Annotated in this window: 13 protein-coding genes; 6 read left to right on the forward strand and 7 right to left on the reverse strand. The window is 75.9% G+C overall.

Features of this window, described 5'->3' with window-relative positions:
* Positions 1-42: 42 nt before the first annotated feature.
* Together AB0O21_RS37855 and AB0O21_RS37860 are read right to left on the reverse strand one after the other, a co-directional pair.
* The gene (locus tag AB0O21_RS37855; protein ID WP_365179689.1) at positions 43-1,653 is read right to left on the reverse strand and encodes a hypothetical protein; all 1,611 of its coding nucleotides are present in this window, start codon (positions 1,651-1,653) and stop codon (positions 43-45) included.
* Positions 1,654-1,722: 69 nt separating this feature from the next.
* Positions 1,723-1,917: a hypothetical protein gene (locus AB0O21_RS37860; RefSeq protein ID WP_030031218.1), complete on the reverse strand. Its 195-nt coding sequence runs from the start codon at positions 1,915-1,917 to the stop codon at positions 1,723-1,725.
* Positions 1,918-2,220: 303 nt separating this feature from the next.
* Here AB0O21_RS37860 and AB0O21_RS37865 point away from each other — a divergent pair, with 303 nt between their 5' ends.
* Both AB0O21_RS37865 and AB0O21_RS37870 read left to right on the forward strand, forming a co-directional pair.
* Entirely contained in the window at positions 2,221-2,637 is a 417-nt protein-coding gene (locus AB0O21_RS37865; RefSeq protein ID WP_365179691.1) for an ankyrin repeat domain-containing protein, read from the forward strand.
* A gap of 321 nt (positions 2,638-2,958) precedes the next feature.
* Complete coding sequence (locus AB0O21_RS37870; protein ID WP_365179694.1) at positions 2,959-4,356, forward strand: HEAT repeat domain-containing protein; 1,398 nt, start codon at positions 2,959-2,961, stop codon at positions 4,354-4,356.
* A 78-nt stretch (positions 4,357-4,434) separates the two neighbouring features.
* Here AB0O21_RS37870 and AB0O21_RS37875 read toward each other — a convergent pair whose 3' ends face one another.
* The 5 genes from AB0O21_RS37875 to AB0O21_RS37895 form a co-directional block, all read right to left on the reverse strand.
* Positions 4,435-5,160 (reverse strand): hypothetical protein, encoded by a 726-nt coding sequence (locus AB0O21_RS37875; protein WP_365179697.1) that lies wholly within the window; start codon positions 5,158-5,160, stop codon positions 4,435-4,437.
* Positions 5,157-5,738: an RNA polymerase sigma factor gene (locus AB0O21_RS37880; protein WP_365179699.1), complete on the reverse strand. Its 582-nt coding sequence runs from the start codon at positions 5,736-5,738 to the stop codon at positions 5,157-5,159. The genes AB0O21_RS37875 and AB0O21_RS37880 overlap by 4 nt, the downstream gene beginning before the upstream one ends.
* Before the next feature lie 97 nt (positions 5,739-5,835).
* The gene (locus tag AB0O21_RS37885) at positions 5,836-6,702 is read right to left on the reverse strand and encodes a biotin-dependent carboxyltransferase family protein (protein ID WP_365179702.1); all 867 of its coding nucleotides are present in this window, start codon (positions 6,700-6,702) and stop codon (positions 5,836-5,838) included.
* On the reverse strand, positions 6,699-7,316 hold the full coding sequence (locus AB0O21_RS37890) for an allophanate hydrolase subunit 1 (RefSeq protein ID WP_365179719.1): 618 nt from the start codon (positions 7,314-7,316) through the stop codon (positions 6,699-6,701). The genes AB0O21_RS37885 and AB0O21_RS37890 overlap by 4 nt, the downstream gene beginning before the upstream one ends.
* A gap of 5 nt (positions 7,317-7,321) precedes the next feature.
* Positions 7,322-8,116, reverse strand: a complete 795-nt coding sequence (locus AB0O21_RS37895; RefSeq protein WP_365179705.1) for a 5-oxoprolinase subunit PxpA — start codon at positions 8,114-8,116, stop codon at positions 7,322-7,324.
* 127 nt (positions 8,117-8,243) lie between these two features.
* Between AB0O21_RS37895 and AB0O21_RS37900 the strand changes: the two genes are divergently transcribed.
* The 4 genes from AB0O21_RS37900 to AB0O21_RS37915 all read left to right on the forward strand — a co-directional run bounded on the left by AB0O21_RS37900 (position 8,244) and on the right by AB0O21_RS37915 (position 15,767).
* The gene (locus AB0O21_RS37900) at positions 8,244-9,749 is read left to right on the forward strand and encodes a hypothetical protein (protein ID WP_365179708.1); all 1,506 of its coding nucleotides are present in this window, start codon (positions 8,244-8,246) and stop codon (positions 9,747-9,749) included.
* Positions 9,746-10,018, forward strand: a complete 273-nt coding sequence (locus AB0O21_RS37905) for a hypothetical protein (RefSeq protein ID WP_365179710.1) — start codon at positions 9,746-9,748, stop codon at positions 10,016-10,018. Before AB0O21_RS37900 ends, AB0O21_RS37905 begins: the two co-directional genes overlap by 4 nt.
* Positions 10,015-10,935 (forward strand): hypothetical protein, encoded by a 921-nt coding sequence (locus AB0O21_RS37910; RefSeq protein ID WP_365179713.1) that lies wholly within the window; start codon positions 10,015-10,017, stop codon positions 10,933-10,935. The genes AB0O21_RS37905 and AB0O21_RS37910 overlap by 4 nt, the downstream gene beginning before the upstream one ends.
* A 74-nt stretch (positions 10,936-11,009) precedes the next feature.
* Positions 11,010-15,767: a hypothetical protein gene (locus tag AB0O21_RS37915; protein WP_365179716.1), complete on the forward strand. Its 4,758-nt coding sequence runs from the start codon at positions 11,010-11,012 to the stop codon at positions 15,765-15,767.
* The last annotated feature ends 291 nt before the right edge of the window (positions 15,768-16,058 follow it).

A 16,058-nucleotide genomic window follows, 5' to 3' on the forward strand; every position in this document is an offset into this window, starting at 1 on the left:
GAGGCTGGATATGCGCGCCCGACAGCGTCGGCTGAGGCTCCCTCAGGGAGCCTCGGCGGGCACCTCGGGCACCTCCGAAGCCTGCGCCGGCGGAACAGCCCGCAGGGGCTTCGTCAGCGTCACGCGCCCCTGGCCAGGGCCCGCCGCCAGCCGCTCCGGGAGGAGATCCCGCACCGCCTGGCGATACGCCGGGTGCGCGCCCTCGTCGTACGGGTCCGGGGTGGCCGGCACCTGAAGCCGGTGCACGGGCCCCGTCCCCAGCCGGGCGTACCCGCGCCCCGGCGGCACCAGGGCCGCCGGGGTGGTGTGCGGGGGCAGCCCCAGTACGTCGGCGATCTGCGAACTCGCGGCCGGCCCGAGCACGATCCGGGCCCGGGTGTGCTGCCAGACGGCGTCGTTCAGCAGCTCCAGGTGGTCGAACTGCTCGGCCACCACCACCGCGACGTGCGCGGCCCGCCCGTGCCGCAGCGGCACGGCCAGCTGGGCCAGCGGGTCGGGCAGCCCCTCCGCCGCCGCGAGGTGCGCCGGCACGCTCGGCTGGTCCAGCAGGATCCACAGGGGCCGCCGGGTGTCCTCGGGCGCGGGGCGCCCGGCCTCCCGGGCCCGGTGCGTGGCCACCAGCCGCCGCTCGGTCTCCTGGGCCGCCCATTCCAGGGTGGCCAGCGCCCCGGCCGGCCCGGACTCCACGGCGAGGACGCCGGCCCGGCCGGTCAGGCAGGCGTACTCGCCGCTCCCGCCGCCGTCGATGATCAGCACGTCACCGCCGTGCCGCAGGGCCTGCAGGGCGACGGAGCGCAGCAGGGTGGTGGTGCCGCTGCCGGGCTGGCCGACGGCCAGCAGGTGGGGCTCGGTGGAGCGGGGGCCGGTCCGCCAGATCACCGGCGGCACGTCCCGGGGCTCGTCGCCCTCCAGGACGGGCAGGGTGCGCTGCACGCCGCCGTCGTCGGTGAAGCCGAGCACGGTCTCCCCGGGGGAGGTCACGAAGGGCTGGGCGGCGATGCCCGTCGGCAGCGCCGCCAGCACACGCAGGTCGAGCTGGTTGCCCTCCTCGTCCCAGTCGAAGAGATACTCCCGTCCGCGCCCGGACTTGGCGTGCAGCAGTGCCTCGATCCGGGCCCGCGAACTGGCCTCGCCATCGGTGAAGTAGGCCGGGTAGCGGATGTGGAGCCGGGTGACGCGGCCCGCCTCGTCGAACTCGTAGCCGCTGAAGGCCTTGTCCCAGTCCCCGCCGTGGGCGAAGAGCGGACTCGGGTCCTCCGGGATGGAGAAGTACGGCACGAGGGCTTCGTAGAGGGAGCCGAGGCGTTCGGTCTCGGCCTCGCTGGGCCCGGTCTTCACCGGGTTGCGGTCGCGTCCCTGCCAGGCCGCCGCCGCCATGAGGGTGATCAGGGCGAGGAGCGGGCCGTAGGGGACGAGCGCGACCACCAGGACGCAGGCGGCTCCCAGGAACAGCGCGGGACCACGCTTGTCCTTGGGGGTTTCGGACCATTTGCGCCGCCCGGCCGAGGCCAGGATGCGCAGGCCGCGTCCGATGGTGAGGAGCGGATGGAGGACGTCCGTGGCGCTGTCGGCAGCCGTGCGAGCGAAGTCGCGGCCCCGGGCCAGCGACGCTGTGCCGCTGATGAGGATGCGGGGAAGTGGGCGCCGGGCCACGGGCGTCTCCTGGAGTTGTGGTGTGACGTGTGTTTCGGGTGTCGCTGGTGATGCCGTGCGGTGGCCGGGCTAGAGCTTGATCCCGCCGAGCAGGCTCGCGAGGCTCGCCGTGCTCGCCGTGATGCTCGGGGCGATGGCGGAACCGGCGAGGAAGAAGCCGAAGAGCGAGCAGACGAACGCGTGGGTCAGCTTCATCCCGTCCTTCTTGAAGAACAGGAAGCAGATGATGCCGAGCAGTACGACGCCTGAGATGGACAGGACCATGAGAGGTTCTCCTGGTTGGTGGGGACAGTCACCATCAGTTCTCCCAGGCTCACAGGAAGTATCAATGCGACAAAAGGTGCATATGGGTGAATCTGCGGGTTTTTCACTTGACCGGCCCACCCCGGCTGGCGCGTCCGGCGCGAGGGGGGTCGAGGGTGATCATTGCCTCGCCCCGGGCCGTACATGTGCAGGTCCGGGCGCTACCCTGACGATTCACCCGTACGGACGCAGTGCCGTGCACCCCCCTGCCCGCACGGCCCGGGGAAGCTTCATGCCAGCAGCGAGTGAAAGGCGGTACGCACGATGAGCGAGCACACCGAAGGCACCTCCCCCGAAGGTCCGGACGAGGACGTCATCGAACTGGCCACCAAGATCTTCGACCTCGCCCGCCAGGGTGAGACCGCGCAGCTCACCGCGTACCTCGAAGCGGGCGTTCCGGCGAACCTCACCAACGACCGCGGCGACACCCTCGTCATGCTGGCCGCCTACCACGGCCACGCGGAGGCCGTCACGGCCCTGCTGACCCACGGCGCCGAGGCGGACCGGGCCAACGACCGCGGCCAGACCCCGCTCGCCGGAGCCGTCTTCAAGGGCGAGGAGGCGGTGATCCGCGCCCTGCTCGCCGGCGGGGCCGACCCGAACGCCGGAACCCCCTCCGCCGTGGACACGGCGCGCATGTTCGCAAAGGCCGACCTGCTGGAACTCTTCGGAGCCAAGTAGTCCGCTTTTTGCCGGGCCGTGGCCGCCGCAGACCTCACAGGTTGGTCACGGCGGCCATAAATGTGGTCGCGGCGCACAAACCGGCTGGGTCATCATGGCGTCGGATTCGATTCGCGAGCACGGGGGACGGGCAGGACGGCAGGACGCGAAGGGTGTCCCGGCCGGGGTCCGGCCGCCATGGTCACGAAGCACCGACGAGAGATGAGAAGGCAATGGTCTACATCGAGCGGAACACGACGGCGAACGCCCTCACATGCTGTTACGCGGCCCTGTGAATCCCGATTCCCGGTTGCGTCCCCAGCTTGATTTGAGGCCATTCCCATGTTCGAACCAGTCATAGCACCGAGCGGTACCCTGCTCGGGCTCCTCCAGCGCGGCCGCGGTGACGGCACGCTGCACGCACTCGCGGCACCCAGGGGCGAGGCCCTCGCGGCCCTCAACCAATGCGTGCTCCGCGATCCGCGCCAGGACTGGCAGGTCGAGAACCGCTCCCTGTACTACGCCAGGCTCTACCTGGACCTCGCCGGCCCCCTCGGCGAGATCGAGAGCCACCTCTTCGGCGTCGACGACCTCGTCGACGAGGAGGACCACCGGACCGGCCTCGCCCTGTCCGTCCTGGGCCACCTGGCCTCGTACGGCCGCGACGACGCGCTCATGCTGCTGCGGCGCTACGCCGCCTCCGGCGCGAACTGGGCCTGGGCCCTCGACGAGCTCGCCCTGCGCGACGACGACGAGGGGCTGCGCTCCCTCGGCGCGTCCGTCCTCGCCCGCTTCCCCGCCACGGCGGACGGCGAGGCGCGGCTGGCCGCCGCCGTGCGCGACGCCTACGAGCCCCGGCCGTGGTGCCTGTGGGAGGAGTCACCGCTGTACGGCGAGCGCTTGCGCGCCGCCCGCCAGCAGGGCTCCTTCGACCGCTGGCAGCGCCAGCTGACCCCGAGCGGGCCCCGCCCGGACTGGGGGGTCCAGGCGGTCTTCGACTGGGCCGCCGACGGCCTGCGCCGCGGCACCCCGCTGCACGTGCCCGCGGCCCGCTGCCTGGCCGCCGTGGCCCAGCCCGAGGACCGGCCCGCCGTCCTCGCGGCCGCCGCCGGAGCCAACGGCGAGGCCGCCCGCGCCACCGCCCTGCACCACCTGGTCCTCGCCGAACCGGACAACCCGGCCGTACTGGACCTCATCGAAGCCGCCGCCGACGAGCCCGCCGTGGCCGCCTACGAGCGCATGTGCGGCCCCGAGGCCGTCGAGCGGGCCCGGCGCTGGGTCCACCGCCCCGACGCCCTCGGAGCGGCCGCCGGAGCCATCCTGGCCGCCCGCGGCGGAGCCGAGGACGCCAAGCTCGTCCTGGGCGCGCTCCGTTCCACCGTCCGCGGCTCGGGCCCCGACACCCAGCGGCTGTTCGCCCTGGTGGACGGCGCCGGCCGGCTCGCGATCGGCTGCGCGGCGCCCGTACTGCGCCACGTCTACCGGGAGACCTCCTCCTCCCACCTCCGCGGCCGCGCCGCCCAGGCCCTGGCCAGCACGGACCCCACCTTCGCGGCGGGATTCGCCGTCGAATGCCTGTGGGACTGCGAGGAGACCACCCGCGAGGTGGCCGCCCGCCACGCCGAGACCGCCGACGCCCGCGTGGCCCCCCGCCTGCGCCGCCTGGCCGCGGACCCGGCGGAGGAAGAGGACGTCCAGTCCGCCGTGCGGGACCGGATCGCTCCGGAATCCGCCGTGTAGGGCCACCGCCCCACCGCCGCCCACGAACACAGCGCGCCCCCGGTCCGACGACGGACCGGGGGCGCGCTGCGATGCGGGCTACCGCTTGCGCGGGGCGCTCGGGGACGGGCTCGCCGGCGGAGCGGTGCCCGCCCGGGCATCCTCCTCACGGGCCAGCCGCATCAGCTCGTCCCAGTCCTTGGCCTCCTTCGGGCTCATGGTCCGCTTCGGGGCCCTGGCCGGATCCGCGTAGACGGGCACGCAGGACGGCACCTTCGAGGACTCGACGGCCCCGAAGCCGATCGGGTGGGTGTCGGAGGCGTCCATCGGCGTGCTCAGCACCAGCGTGTGGCCGGGCGGCACCGTCTCCGGGGTGATCATGTATTGCGCGCTGGAGTCCCGGGCGCCGGCGAACTCGCCGCCGCCCTCCCCGGGCGTGAGCCCCTGCGGGTACGCGACGGTCGAAGGGCACTGCTCCGACGGCCTGCGCGGCGCGACCGCCACCGTGATCCCCAGCTCCCGCAGCTCGCGGACCGTCCCGTCCACGCCGTCCGGGTGGAAGACGTGCACCGAGATCGTGCCGTCGTCGTTGCGGGACACGGCGTACGCCGGCGACGTGCCGCCGTCCTCGCCGAGCACCGGCAGCGCCACCATCCCCGCCACCGCCGCCGCCACCGCGCCGAGCGCGAGCGGCATCCGGTAGCGCCGGGCCGCAGGCTTCCGCACCACGGCGGGGGCCGGGACCCGCACCTCGGACCGCCCCTCGGCGACGGCCATCAGCTCGGACTTCAGACGTTCCTCGAACGCGCGGGGCCTGCTGCTCATCGGACTACCTCCAGCTGCGGTTCCGGAACGGGGCGGGGCGAGGCGGCGGCGCGCAGGGCACGCCGGGCCCGGTGCAGGCGGACGCGGACCGTGGCCTGGGTGACTCCCAGCGCCTGGGCGGCCTCCGCCGGGGTGAGGCCGTCGACCGCGACCAGGTCGAGGGCCGCACGCAGCGGCTCGGAGAGGGCCTCGTGGCGTTCGGCCAGCTCCCGGAAGGCCCGCTGGGCGTCGATCCGGTCCTCCAGCGCGGCCACGTCCTCGTCGTCCAGCAGCCGGCGGCCGCTGAGCCGGGCCAGGGCGCCGTTCTCGCGGACCCGGCCCCGGGCGTGGGACGCCAGCACGTTGCGGGCGATGCCGAACAGCCAGGCGACCGACGAGCCCTTGTCGGCCCGGTAGCCGGCCGCCGAGCCCATCGCCGCGAGGAAGACGTCCGCCGTCAGGTCCGCCGCCAGGTGCGGGTCGGCGACCCGGCGGGTGACGAAGCCGAGCACGGCGTCGATGTGCTCCTCGTAGAACCTGCCGAACCCCTCGGGCGTGGTGAGAGCCGGTGGCCCGGCCTCCCGTGGTGGGTTGCGCACCCGGTTCCTCCCCTGTCTGCGGGACCCCTGCGGCCCCGTTCACCCGTACTTGGCACCGGCCGCGCGAAACGTTTCATCGGGGCCGCCCCCCATGCGTTCACCGGCTGCGGACGAAGCGCACCGCCACCCCCGGCCGCGCCTGCGCCGCCGAGTCCAGGGCCGGGCCCGGCGGGACCACGCCCACCACCGGGTAGCCGCCCGTCACCGGGTGGTCGGCCAGGAACACCACCGGCAGGCCGTCCGGCGGGACCTGCACCGCCCCCAGCACCATCCCCTCGCTCGGCAGCTCGCCGGCCCGGGCGCGGACCAGCGGGGAACCCGCCTCCGTGCGCAGGCCGATGCGGTTGGACATCGCCGACACCCGGAACACCGCACGCCACAGCCCGGCGAGCGAGGCCTCGGTGAACCAGTCCGCCCGCGGCCCCAGCCGGAGCGGGAGCAGCAGCTCCGACGGGGCCCCCGGCAGCCCGCAGGCGTCCGCGCCGGCCGCCGGGTCCGGGCCCGCGGCGCCCACCGGCAGCAGGGTCCCCGCCGCCAGGACGGGCGGGCCCAGGCCCGACAGCAGGTCCGTGGAGCGGCTGCCCAGGACCGGGGAGACGGCGAACCCGCCCCGCACCGCGACGTAGCTGCGCAGCCCGGATTCGGCCCGGCCCACCTCCAGCTCCGCCCCGGGCGACAGCCTCACCGGCGCTCCCCAGGCCACCGGGCGCCCGGAGACCCGTACGGAACACGGCGCGCCCGTGACCGCCACGGTGGTGGCGGCCAGCGCCCGCAGGGCGACCCCGTCCAGGGTGGTCTCCAGCGCCGCCGCGTCCGGCGGGTTGCCGAGCAGCCGGTTGGCCAGCGCGTACGCGGCCGTGTCCAGGGCGCCCGAGCGGGGGACCCCCAGGTGCGCGCGGCCCGGGCGGCCCCGGTCCTGGACCGTGGTCAGCGCCCCCGGCCGTACCACCAGCAGGCCGCTCATCCGGATGCCTCCGTGAACCGGACCCGTACCCCCGGCGCGAACAGGGCGGCCGGCTCCCGGTCCGGGTCCCAGAGCACCGCGTCCGTGGAGCCGATCAGCTGCCAGCCGCCGGGGGAGGAGCGCGGGTACACCCCCGCGTACTCCCCGGCCAGCGCCAGCGAGCCCGCGGGGACGGAGGGCCGGGGCGTATCGCGCCGGGGCAGGTGGAACCGCTCCGGCAGGCCGGTCAGGTAGCCGAAGCCGGGGGCGAACCCACAGAAGGCCACCCGGAACTCGGTGGCCCCGAGGATGCGGGGCACCTCCCCGGGGTCCACCCCCCACAGCCGGGCCACGTCCGCCAGGTCCGGCCCGTCGTAGCGCACCTCCACCGCGACCAGGGGCCCCTGCGACGGCCCGAGCGGCGGCACCTCCCACCGCGCGATCCGGGCGCCGAGCGCGGCCGGATCCCGTACGCCGTCCAGCAGTACGGTCCGGGCCGCCGGCACCAGGTCCCGTACGGGGCCCAGCTCGCCCGCGTCCCGGCGGCGCAGCAGCTCGGCGTGGAGGGCGGCGACCTCCGCCGCCGAGTCCAGTTCGATCAGCAGCGCCTCGCCGCCCACCACCAGGCTCCGCATGCCGCTCACGCGAAGGCCTCCACCCGCACCCCGGCCCCGCCCAGCGCCTCCCGGACCCGGCGGGCCAGCCCGGCCGCCCCGGGGGTGTCCCCGTGCAGGCACAGCGAGCGCGCCGCCACGGGCACCAGGGAGCCGTCGGACGCCAGTGCCGTGCCCTCGGCCGCCATCCGTACCGCCCGCACCACCACCGCCTCCGGATCGTGCAGCACCGCCCCCGGCTCGCCCCGCGGCACCAGCGTCCCGGCCGGCGTGTAGGCGCGGTCGGCGAAGGCCTCCGGCACGGCGGCCAGCCCGGCCGCCTCGGCGGCGGCGAGCAGCAGCGACCCGGGCAGCCCCAGCACCGGCAGGCCCCCGGTGGCCCCCGCCCCGGCCGCGAGCCGGACCCCGGCGACCACGGCGGCCGCCTGGTCGGCGTCGTGCACGGTGCGGTTGTACAGCGCACCGTGCGGTTTGACGTACGACACCCGGGAGCCGGCCGCCCGGGCGAACACCTCCAGGGCGCCGATCTGGTAGGCCACCTCGTCGGCGAGCTCGCCGGCCGGCACGTCCATGGAGCGCCGGCCGAAGCCCGCCAGGTCGCGGTAGGACACCTGGGCGCCGATCCGTACGCCCCGGGCGGCGGCCAGCTCGCAGACCCGGCGCATGATGGACGGGTCCCCGGCGTGGAAGCCGCAGGCGACGTTGGCGCTCGTGACGACGGACAGCAGGGCCTCGTCGTCCGTGAGCGTCCAACGTCCGAAGCCCTCGCCGAGATCGGCGTTGAGGTCGATCACGGGAGCGGGTGCGATCATGGAAGCCATGCGCCGAGGGTAGAACAGGCGGCCCCGGGCGCAGCCCCGGACGATCCCAACGATTCGAACGATCAGAACGATCCGGCCGAACCCTCGCGTTTGGGATGTTGTCAGGGTCAGCGCCTAGTCTTTGTCCGTGACTCTCCCTGCCCCGGCGAAGACCCTTCCGTCCCCGGCGCCGGGCCCGGCCGCCGACGAGGGCCTGGCCCGGCGGCTGCGCGCCCTCGCCTGCACCGCCCCGCTGCACGACCTCGACGTACGCAAGGCCAATCTGGCCGGCGAGTACGGGGTCTACGCGATGGCGGAAGTGGCGCTGTCCGCGATCGACCTGGTCACCCTGAACATGGACTTCGACACGGGCGCCGACCACGAGCAGATAGTGGCCCGGCTGCTGCCCCGCGTCGCCGCCCAGGCCCCGGCCCGCCCGGCCGCCGAGCACGAGCGGGTGGCCCGCTGGGTGCTGGAGAACCTGATCAACGTCGGCAGCGTGGACCGCGGCTTCCGCGCGATCTACGGCACCTTCGGCCCGGACGGGGTCTACGTCCGCCGTGACTACGACTTCAAGCTGATCGAAGAGGTCCCCGGCCACGGCGGCGCGGTCTACCTGCGCACGACCGACGAGGCCGTCAACGTGCTCGTCGGCGCCCTCGACACCGACGTCACCAGCGCGCAGATCGCGGCCGAGGTGAAGCTGGAGGTGCTGATCAGCCGGGGCCGGCTGGCGGACGCCCAACTCGCCGCCGAACAGGCCCGGTACCGGACCGTGCAGTACGCGGAGACGCTGCGCCGCACGCTGGACGCGACGCGGCGCAACGTCCGGGCGGTGGACTGGCTCGAGTCCGTGCCCGACATGATCGAAGAGGCCCTCGACCACGTCGCCGACCGCTACCGGCACGAGAACGCGATCCTCACCAACATCCGCAAGGCGCGCGACGAAGCGGAGGAGCCCGACAACAAGCGGCGCGCCGCCGAGCTCGTCGACATCGTCCGGGACTGCATCCGCCGGCACACCCAGCTCCAGTCCCGGCTGCTGGACGCCGGCCCGCTGTTCCGCGCCGAGCAGGACCGCCAGGCCTTCGCGGCGCGCGCGCCGCGCTCCGGCATCGACCTGTACGGGCAGCTCGTCGCCCCGATCCTGCCGCTGCCGGTCGCCCGGGCCCGCCGGGTCACCGACGCCTTCTTCGCCTCCGGCGCGGGCCTGCGCACCCCCGTCTCCGTGCGCGTCGGCGACCTGGTCGACATCCTCCTCACCCCGCCGGTCGAGCGGGAGCACCTCGGCGTCGAGATGCCCGAGCCCGACCTCATCGCCACGCCGGACGACAGCCGCTTCAGCGAGGAGCAGCTCGCCGCCGCGACCCGCCTCCTGGACCTCCCGCACGACGCGCCGCGCCGCCTGTCCGGGCTCCTCGCCGAGGCCCGCCGCGGCGACCCGGACCTGCCGTACCTGGTGGCCCTGCTGGCGGTCCACGCGGCGAGCCCGGCCGTCGGCACGGCGTACCGCCAGGGCGAGGAGCGGCTCCTCTTCGCGGTGGACGACGGCACCCAGCTCGACGACCCGGAGTTCGGCGGCGCCGACCTCATCGTCGGCACGGCCCTCCTGGACGCCGCCGGCATGGCGGCAGCCCGCACGGAGGCAGCATGACCACCTCCGCCCCGTCCGCCGCCCGGCCGCCGGCCGCGCGCGCACCGTACCGCCAGGCCCTGGCGGCCGCCGCCGCACAGGGGCCGGCCCGGCCGGGGGCGCGGGGGCTTGCCCCCGCTTTCGGGAAGGGGCGGGGTGGGGGACAGAACCCTCTCGCCGCCGCCCCGCCCGCGCGGATCCGTACCGCACCGGTGACCAGGGCGGAGCCCGCACGGCGCATCACCCGCACCACCATCACCACCCGTACCGCCGAGGAGACGTACCAGTGAGCGACCACCACGCCGAGCACACCGCGTGGAGCGAGCCCGACGCGCCGTCGGCTCCCGTCGCGCCCGCGCCCGCGTCCGCACCCGCAACGCCCGCCCCGGTGACCCCGGCGGACGCCGCCGACGCGGCCCGCCTCGTCGCCTTCGGCCTGCAGCCCAAGCTGCTGCCCGCCCGCGACGCCGAGTACGCCGAACTCCTGCGCCGCTACCGCGAGGACACCGCCTTCGGCCGCCTCGCCGATGCCGTCGCCACCGGCCTCGGCCTCGTCGTCCTGGAGGTGTCCACCCGCGCCGGCATGGCCGTCGCCGCGGGCGAGGACTCCGTCTTCGCCGTCCGCATGGGCGACTACGCCCGCCGCACCACCGCCGACTCCGCCGACCGCTTCCTGCACGGCCTCGCCCACCTCGCCGTCGCCGCGCTCGCCTTCCCCCGCCCCGAGGACCTCGCCGACGACGGCTACATCGGCCGCATCACCGTCAATGGCGTCGACGCCTTCGTCCGGCAGACCTGCCGACGCCTGGAGGAGCGCGCCGAGGAGCTCGGCGAGAACACCGACCCCGCCTCCGACGCCCCCGGCCTGGAGGCCGCCTGGCGCGTCTACGCCCGCCGCAGCGCGACCGGCGCCACCAAGGACGCCCGCCGCCTCGCCGGCTCCACCACCGGCATCGTCGGCAAGGCCGCCGCCTTCCTCACCGACTCCGGCTTCCTCCAGCGCACCGGCGACGAGGCCGGCGGCACCTACCGCACCACCCCCCGCTACCAGCTCCAGGTCCGCGACATGGCGGGCAGCGCGGCCATGGCCGAGCTCCTGGAACTCGGCGTGGTCCCCGTCAGCGACGGGTCCGCCACCCTCCTGCCGCCGCCCGAGGGCGACGACCTGGACCTGGTGGCCGACGCCGGCCTGCCGTTCCACGCCTGAGCCACCGCGCCACCGCGCCACCGCCCTCCGTACCTCCGTACGTCCGTACCAAGACACCACGAGAGTCCGCCGCCATGTACGAGCTGTCCCGGATCCGCCTCTACTCCATCGGGCCCGCCGGCGCGCGCTACGCCGACACCGTGCTCGACCTGCGCGGAGTCGGCGAGCCGGTGCCCCACCCGGCGCCGACGCAGGCGGAGTTCTTCGAGGACGAGCCCACCGGCCCGCCGCGCCGGCCCGCGCCCGCCGGCGTGCTGTTCCTGGAGAACGGCGGCGGCAAGTCGGTCCTGCTCAAGCTGATCTTCTCGGTCATGCTCCCCGGCCACCGCAACACCCTCGGCGGCGCCAGCTCCGGCGTGCTGCGCAAGTTCCTGCTCGCCGACGACTGCGGCCACGTCGCCCTGGAGTGGCAGCACACCCTGACCGGCGAGTGCGTGGTCGTCGGCAAGGTCAGCGAATGGCGCGGCCGCCAGGTCTCCAACGACCCCCGCAAGTTCGCCGAGGCCTGGTACTCCTTCCGCCCCGGCCCCGGCCTCAGCCTGGACAACCTGCCCGTCGCCGAGGCCACCGCCGTACGCCCGCCCGTAGAAGGCGCCTCCGGCGCCCAGGGCCGCCGCCGCACCATGAAGGGCTTCCGCGACGCCCTCACCGAGGCCGGCAAGGCGTACCCGCACCTGGAGGTCTCCTGGGAGGAGATCCACGACCGCTGGAACGAGCACCTCACCGAGCTCGGCCTCGACCCCGAACTCTTCCGCTACCAGCGTGAGATGAACGCCGACGAGGGCGAGGCCGCCGGCCTCTTCGCGGTCAAGAAGGACTCCGACTTCACCGACCTCCTGCTGCGCGCCGTCACCGACACCCGCGACACCGACGGCCTCGCCGACCTCGTCCACGGCTTCGGCAACAAGCTGGGCCGCCGCGCCGAGCTGATGGCCGAACGGGACTTCACCGCGGGCTCGGTGGACCTGCTCACCCGCATCGTCGAGGCCGCCGAGACCCGCTCCCGGCTGCGCGACGTCCACGCCGGTGCCGAACGCCGTACGCGCACCCTCGCCCGCCGGCTGTCCGCCCGCGCCGCCGAGGAACGCGGCCGGGCCGCCGAACTCGCCCAGCGCGTCACCGGCGCCGCCCACGAGGTCACCGCCGCCGAGTCCGCCCGCTCCCGCAGCGCCGCCGTCTCCGCCGAACTCGCCTACCGGCACGCCTCGCTGGCCCTCACCGTCGCCGACAAGGCCGCCGCCGCCCAGCGCCGCGAGCTCCTCGACGCCCGTACGCTGCACTCCGCGTGGCAGGCCGCCGAGAGCGTGCTGCGCCACCGCGCCGCCGCCGACCGCTCCGCCCGGGTCGCCGCAGCGATCCTGGAAGCCGAACGGGACGCCGCCCCGGCGCTGGCCGCCCGCGCCACGGCCGCCGCCGAGCTCGTACGCGCCCTGCACACCGCCGCCGAGCAGGGCGAGCACGCCGCGAACGAGCAGGAGGAGCGGTCCGCCGAGCTCCAGGCCGTCGGCGAGGCCGCCCACCGCGACGCCACCGCCGCCGCCACGGCCGCGCAGCGGGCCCGCAGCGAGGCCGAACACCTCCGCTCGCGGCTGGGCGAAGTCGAGCAGGAGACCGCCGAAGCCGTCCGCGCGGGCTGGCTCGACGACTCGGCCCCCGACGCCGACCCGGCGCGTGCGGCCCTCGCGGCCGCCGACGCCGAGAAGACCGCCGTGGCCGCCTGGGACGAGTCCCGCGAGGCGGCCAGGGCCGCCGCCGAAGCCGCCCGCGAGGCCGCCGCCGCGGAATCCCGCGCCGAACTCACCGCCGCCCGCGCGGCGGACGCGGCCGATGCGGCAGAGGCCGCCCACGAAGCCGAACACCGCGCGGCCGCCTCCCTCGCCGACTCCCCCCGCCTGGCCGCCCTCCTGGGCCTCCCGTCGGCCGACGGCCACGCCGGATCCGGTACGGACCACCGCGCGCCCGGCGGAGCCACGGGCCTGCCCGGCTCCGCCGAAGGCACCGGCCACAACGGCGCCCGGGCCACCGCCCCCAGCGCAGCCCAGGCCGCCACCACCCCCGGCAGCCCGCAGGGCACCGGCAACGGCGCAGCCCAGCACGACCCCGCCACCGCCGGACGGCTGTCGGCCGAGGACCTCGACCGGAACGCGGCCGACCTCCACCGCCTGCTCACCGACGGCGTCGCCTCCGCCGAACGCCACCTGTTCGAGCTCCGCACCGCCGCCGCCGACGACGCCCGCATCCTCGGCGCCCTCGGCGACGGCGGCCTGCTGCCGCCCGGCCCCGACGTCCTCGCCACCGTCGAGTACCTCGGCGAGCACGGCATCCCCGCGCTTCCCGGCTGGCGCTACCTCGCCCAGTCGGTCGACCCCGCCGACCACGCCGCCGTCCTCGCGGCCCGCCCCGAGCTCGTCGACGGCGTCGTCATCACCGACCCCGACACCCACAGCCGCGCCCGCGAGGTCCTCTCCGGCGCCGCCCTGCTGCCCCGCTCCACCGTCGCCGTCGGTACGGCCGCCGCGCTGCTGGCGCCCGTACCGCCCGCCGACGACACCGACACCGGGGTGTTCCTCGTCCCGCCCAACCCGGCCATGCACGACGAACACGCCGCCGACGAGGAGCGCCAGGCGCTGCGCACCCGCGCCACCGCCCGCGACACCGAGATCCGGGACCTGGCCGCCCGCCTCGGCGGGGACCGCGAGCTCGCCGCCCGCCTCGCCTCCTGGCGCACCGGCTGCCCGCCCGGCCGGCTCGCCGAACTCGCGCAGCAGGCCGCCGCCGCCCGGGCGTTCGCCGAGGAGGCCGACGCCGAACTTGCGGAGGCCCGTACCGTACGCGCCGAAGCCGACGAGGCCGCCGCCGACGCCGCCCGCGTCCGCGACGAGCGCCAGGACACCGCCCAGCGCGCCCGCCGCGCCGCCGACGCCCTCGCGGGCCTCGCCTTCCGGCTGCGCGAGCGTGCCGGCTGGCAGGCCCGGCTCCGCGAACTCGCCGACGAGGCCGCCGAGTCCGAGGCCCGCGCCGAGGTCTGCCTGGACCGGGCCCGCGCCGCCGACGAGGACCGCCGTGCGGCCCAGCGCGCCGCCGACGACGCCCGCCGCACCGCCCGCGCCCTGCGCGCGGAACGCGCCGAGATCGCCGGTGCCCCCGACCCGCTCCCCGCGGACGACGGCAGCCGCAAGGCCCCCCTCCCCGACCTCCGGGAGGCCTACCGGGCCGCCTCGCAGCTCTACGAGAAGGTGGGCGTCGGCGCCGACCTGCGCGCCGAGCAGGCCCGCGCCGAGAGCGACGAGAGCGCCGCCCTCGCCGAGCTCGACCGGCTCACCAACAAGGTCCGCACCCGCGCCGCCCAGCTCCTCGAAGGCACCGACGGCGCCGACGGCCCCTCCCGGCAGGCCGCGGCGGCCCGCGCCGAGTCCCTCGTACAGATGCTGGAGTCCCGCGCGTCCGCCGCCAGCGAGCAGCTCGGCCGACTGCGCGGCGAGGCCGAACGGCACGCCCCCTCCGACGGCGGGGCGCACACCGAACTGCCCGACGAACTCGTCCCCGAGGACGTCGAACAGGCACAGGCCCTGCTGCGCACGGCCACCGCCCAGCACGCCGCCCACAGCGCCGCCGTGGAGTCCGCCCGGGCCGCCCACGCGGACCTGCTGCGCGCCCACCGCACCGCCGAGGACGGCGCCGGGGGCTTCGACGAGACGGCAGCCCTGCTGCGCGACCTCCTGCGCGACCACGCCCACGCCGACGACGACCAGGAGCCGACCGCGCACCCCGGCACCCTGGAGGAGGCCCGCCAGTCGGCCACCGAGGCCCGCCGCTCCCTGCGCGGCTGCGCGGCCGACCTCTCGGCCGCCGAGGCCGCTGTGCGCGAGGCGAGCGACATCCTGGTCCGGCACGCCAACGCCACCCGGTACGAGCAGGTACGCACCCCCGCGCGCCAGCAGATCCGGGAGCTGCCCGCCTCCGCGCTGCCCGAGCACGCGGCGGCCTGGGCCGCGGCCTTCGCGCCCCGGCTCCGCGTCCTCACCGACGAGCTGGCCCAGCTGGAACGCAACCGCGACAGCATCGTGGACCGCCTGCGCGGCCTCGTGGAATCGGCCCTGGCCACCCTCCGCTCCGCCCAGCGCCTCTCCCAGCTCCCGGAAGGGCTCGGTGAGTGGTCGGGCCAGGAGTTCCTCCGGATCCGCTTCGAGGAGCCGGACCAGGCCACGCTCACGGAACGACTCGGCGAGGTCATCGACGAGGCCACCCGCGCGGCCGTGAAGAAGAACAGCACCGCCTCCTTCGGCGAAGGCCGCCGCGACGGCATGTCCCTTCTCCTGCGGGGCGTCCAGGCGGCCCTCGAACCCAAGGGCATCTCGGTCGAGATCCTGAAGCCGGACGCGGTCCTGCGCGCCGAACGCGTCCCCGTCGGCCAGATGGGCGACGTCTTCTCCGGCGGCCAGCTCCTGACCGCCGCCATCGCCCTCTACTGCACGATGGCGGCGCTGCGCAGCAACGACCGCGGCCGCGACAAGCACCGGCACGCGGGCACGCTGTTCCTCGACAACCCGATCGGCCGCGCGAACGCCACGTACCTGCTGGAGCTCCAGCGGGCCGTCTCGGACGCCCTCGGCGTCCAGCTCCTGTACACGACGGGCCTGTTCGACACCACGGCGCTCGCGGAGTTCCCGCTGGTGATCCGGCTGCGCAACGACGCGGACCTGCGCGCGGGCCTGAAGTACATCAGCGTGGAGGAGCACCTCCGCCCGGGCCTGCCCCAGCAGTCCCCGGACTCGGAGCCCATCCACGGCGAGATCACGGCAACCCGCATGTTCCGCCGCACCCCTTCCTGACGCGCCGCTCGCGCGGCTCGGCGCCGGGGCGCCTCCCCGGCTTCGCGCCGCTGCGCCGGACTCCGTCCGGCGGGGTACCGGTTCTTGGCTGGGGTCCGCCGTCGTCTGCCGGTGGTTACCGCTGCGCGGGGCTGGTCCCCTACCCGCCCTTCCACCGTTCCCCGGGCGCTGCCCGGACCCGGTCCTCAAACGCCGGCGGGGCTGGATATTCCAGCCCCGCCGGCGTTTGAGGCGACGGCGCGCAGCGCCGTACGGGGTGCCGGGGGGAGGGGAGAGGGTGGTGGGGGGACA

This window comes from Streptomyces sp. NPDC091371, from assembly GCF_040684275.1.
Taxonomy (GTDB): Bacteria; Actinomycetota; Actinomycetes; order Streptomycetales; family Streptomycetaceae; genus Streptomyces.